3 protein-coding genes are annotated in these 3,229 nt (G+C 54.7%); 1 reads left to right on the top strand and 2 read right to left on the bottom strand.

Annotated features, from left to right (window positions below; translation table 11 throughout):
- Nucleotides 1–853: 853 nt before the first annotated feature.
- Nucleotides 854–1,297 carry a MepB family protein gene (locus tag M2368_RS18795; RefSeq protein WP_038993720.1) on the top strand — a complete coding sequence of 148 codons (444 nt, stop codon included), beginning with the start codon at nucleotides 854–856 and terminating at the stop codon, nucleotides 1,295–1,297.
- A gap of 18 nt (nucleotides 1,298–1,315) precedes the next feature.
- Here M2368_RS18795 and M2368_RS18790 read toward each other — a convergent pair whose 3' ends face one another.
- Complete coding sequence (locus M2368_RS18790) at nucleotides 1,316–2,512, bottom strand: type II toxin-antitoxin system HipA family toxin (protein ID WP_498724837.1); 1,197 nt, start codon at nucleotides 2,510–2,512, stop codon at nucleotides 1,316–1,318.
- The gene (locus tag M2368_RS18785) at nucleotides 2,509–2,709 is read right to left on the bottom strand and encodes a helix-turn-helix transcriptional regulator (protein ID WP_105662736.1); all 201 of its coding nucleotides are present in this window, start codon (nucleotides 2,707–2,709) and stop codon (nucleotides 2,509–2,511) included. Before M2368_RS18785 ends, M2368_RS18790 begins: the two co-directional genes overlap by 4 nt.
- Nucleotides 2,710–3,229 lie beyond the last annotated feature (520 nt).

The raw sequence follows: 3,229 nt of genomic DNA, 5'->3' as shown, positions 1-3,229 counted from the left end.
TGCAATGCCTCAAGCAAATGTTATGTATTCACCAAATAAAAATATTCGGTATCAACAAACTTGGCACACTATTGAGTTCTCAAACAACAAACACTTACCGGTTCTTTACCCACCATTCCAGGCGGTAATTTCGTCCAGCGTTATATTCATATTCTATAACTTCGAATTCCTGAAAGTCAAATCCATTGTTTGTGATTTGAACCAGTATTCTCAGTTCCCATTCTTTTCAATTGTTGTCCACAAGACTGTGGAAAAACCTTGATTTTCTGGGGTTCTGCCGCCGTTTCACATCCGGTTATTTCTTCCGTTTTGTTCTCGGCGACAAGGAAAAACTATACACAGGTTTTGGGGGTCCTGCAAATCGGGTGGGTGGTTTTTGACGGTGACCGTGCACACTTAATTCCTGAACTGCTGATTCGGCTCTTTCCATGTGCCCAATCGCTGGCAATTATTACCGAGCTAGGGCTGAGCGCGTAAACATTATTTCGCAGCTGCACAGAGCATCAGCGCCTGTACCTAGCGAGTTTATTGAACCCTTGAGAAGCGTACGCATATACGCGAACCCAATGAATTGTGCCCACATCAGCCGATTAGACGATGCGGGCGCATGCGTGCGTCTGAGCAAGGCACAAGAAGAGAACGCACATGGCGAAACGATGCATCTGGAGGTTCCATGCGCGTGACGGCCAAGGCGGCATCAGCGCAATGACTACCTAGAGCAGTCGGCATTGATGCCGGCCCAATACAGGTCTTGCAGTGCTACGTAAGCACCACCCTCGGCTACGGTGAATAGCAGCGATATTTCGATCGCTGCCACTCCACTTGATGATCTACCGAATACAGGATGAAGTCTATGAAGTTCACGGCGTTGGAACGCTATTGCCACCTCACTGGGCAATCGTATGGCGAGGTGACTCCCGAAGAACAGCAGAGCGATTATCAAGCCGGGGTAACTGAGCTTGACGGACAGCGGTGGCGGATCAGGACCGCAAGGATCACGCCAACAAAGCCAGGTGGGTTCGTAGCCATATGGCATCGGGACGAAACTGGGACTACTGCCCCCTACGAATCCGAAGAGGGACTGCGCGGAGTTATGGTCTTTATCGAGGAAGCCGGCTGTTTCGGCGTCTTCCGCTTTACTCAACAGCACCTCGAGGAGCTGGGCGTCTTCGCCTCAGCATCGGCTCCAGGCAAGCGCGGTTTCCGCGTCTATCCATCATGGACGGCTGGCCTTAAGGGGCAAGCGAAGAAAAGCCAGAATAGTCAGCTGCCTGCGTTCACGTTGCTCGCAGACTAACTTGTCCCGCTCAGACGCCTACTGCAGCTCCATGCGCCGGAACCTGAGTTCTCGTTGCGCACCACGCAAAGGTGAACCTTCAAAAGGCAACTCGCTGAGATCCACAGTCAATGCGGCTTTCAATGCCAACTGGTTCGCTGACTGCGTGGCCCGGTCAGCCAAGCCGAGCACCCTTGCAAGCTCCGCCCAGTGCTTCTTCTTCAGATTCTTAGCCTTGCCGGCAACAGTCAAAGCCATGGTGTCATCGCCGTAGACCAGGGTGCATGGGATGTCGTAGATGGGCGCTACATTAAACCGTCCATGCAATTCCGCCAGAATCGAGACGTTCTTTCCATGCAAGTCGCCGTTGCCAGTTAGCCACGCAAAGACGAACTGCATGTATAGATTGCGCCTGGCGAGCACCGGAGCCTGGCACTGCAGCGCTAAGGCTTCAATAGCTTGTTCCGTGCTCACTGCATACTTGCTTGCCGGCGGAAGGTTCAATACTTGCATGGCATCTTCCAACGCCAAACGCGTGGGACTATCCGCCCCCTCGACACCCTCGCGATCGAACCTCTCGACCAGCAGCCCCGGACTCCCAGTGGAATCCAGTACTAGCCGATTGTTTGCGACCGGAAGTTTGAGCAATCGCGCTGCTTTCAGGTGCTGCGCCTCATTAACGACCAAATGCGGATGATCCCGGGGATCAAGCTTGAGCAGATAGGCGCTGTTCTTGAACTCCACTGGTGTTGTCAGCATGGTTGCGCTGATCTTGTCTTGCACGCCGGGGATCGAGTGGCGGTCCAAGGTGCGCGCGAGGACCGAGAAGTCGAGTTCGGCCGTGCTGCTGAATTCAGCAACCACGGGGGTTTGCTCCAGTGCTGATCCTTCCGGAACAACGCGTACATTGCCTGGAGTATCGGCGCCCACTGCCATCAGCAGAGTCAACTCGTCAGAGATGCTGGTCTTAGTTGCGTCCTTGAGAACGGTCAGGCGATGGCCTTCGGGCAATAGTCCCGAGAAGAACGATGGCAACGCGCCCCCAGGCCCAACGTATGCCTCCGGAGAAGCTGGCAAAGATGTCGCAATGCCCGCGCCACCATGTGCAAGGTAGTCCTTGTTATAGCTGAAGGCCACGCTTCCGTCGGACTGTCTGGCTAGAGTGCCGGCGAGGTTTTCGTTGCAGTAGACGTCAGCCTTGGTAACAAGCTTGAGCTCTTGGAGTTGCGGCTTCATTTGGCCACGCGAATTCGAAGGCCGAGTACATTTGCGACGGAGAGCACCGCTTCAATGGAGGGGTTTCCCGCCCCTCGTTCTATGGAGCGCAGCGTACGTTCGGAGATGCCAGCTAATTCAGCCAGCTGTTCCTGCGTCAGGCCATTCTGTTTTCTAACGCGCTGCAATTCGGCCCCTAGCTCAGTCACTGAATTCATGAAGGATCCTCTTCCGGCAGCATTTCGCCGATTGGCGACATTCTGCTCACTATCATTCAGCATGGAGCAAGAATCGGCAACAAGTTACCGAAATGATAGCCAGGTGCAAGCAATCGATTGTCAGAGGCATCAAAAGGCAGGATCTTGCCGATTGGCGGACCGGAACCCATCGGATAAAGCACCTGCAACGGAGCGGGCGTTCTCTCCCGTAGTGAGCCGCGGAGGTCCAGGGCCACGCCGTCTGCTTAGTCGCTTCAAGCGCGTCCGACATCGGGACACAGCTTAGCCATGGCTGCATTCACAACCCCATGCCTGCCTGGTCGTTCCTTGAGCGGTCTGCGCTAGCGGCCAGCACTCAAGCTCGTTAAAGCAGGAGGGGAGGAGGAACCAAGCAGCACCAGCTGCCCAATTCCCCCTCCCCTTCTCGTTAAACAGGTGAGGCCCCGGCACCAAACGGTACCAGGGCCTCAAACCATCTACTCAAGTTAAGTCCGGCGGTGACCTACTCTCCCACACCCTC

The organism is Arthrobacter sp. JUb119 (assembly GCF_024807995.1).
Taxonomy (GTDB): Bacteria; Actinomycetota; Actinomycetes; order Actinomycetales; family Micrococcaceae; genus Glutamicibacter.
The sequence above is the reverse complement of the archived record's forward strand: the minus strand, read 5'-3'. Positions and strand labels throughout refer to the sequence as shown.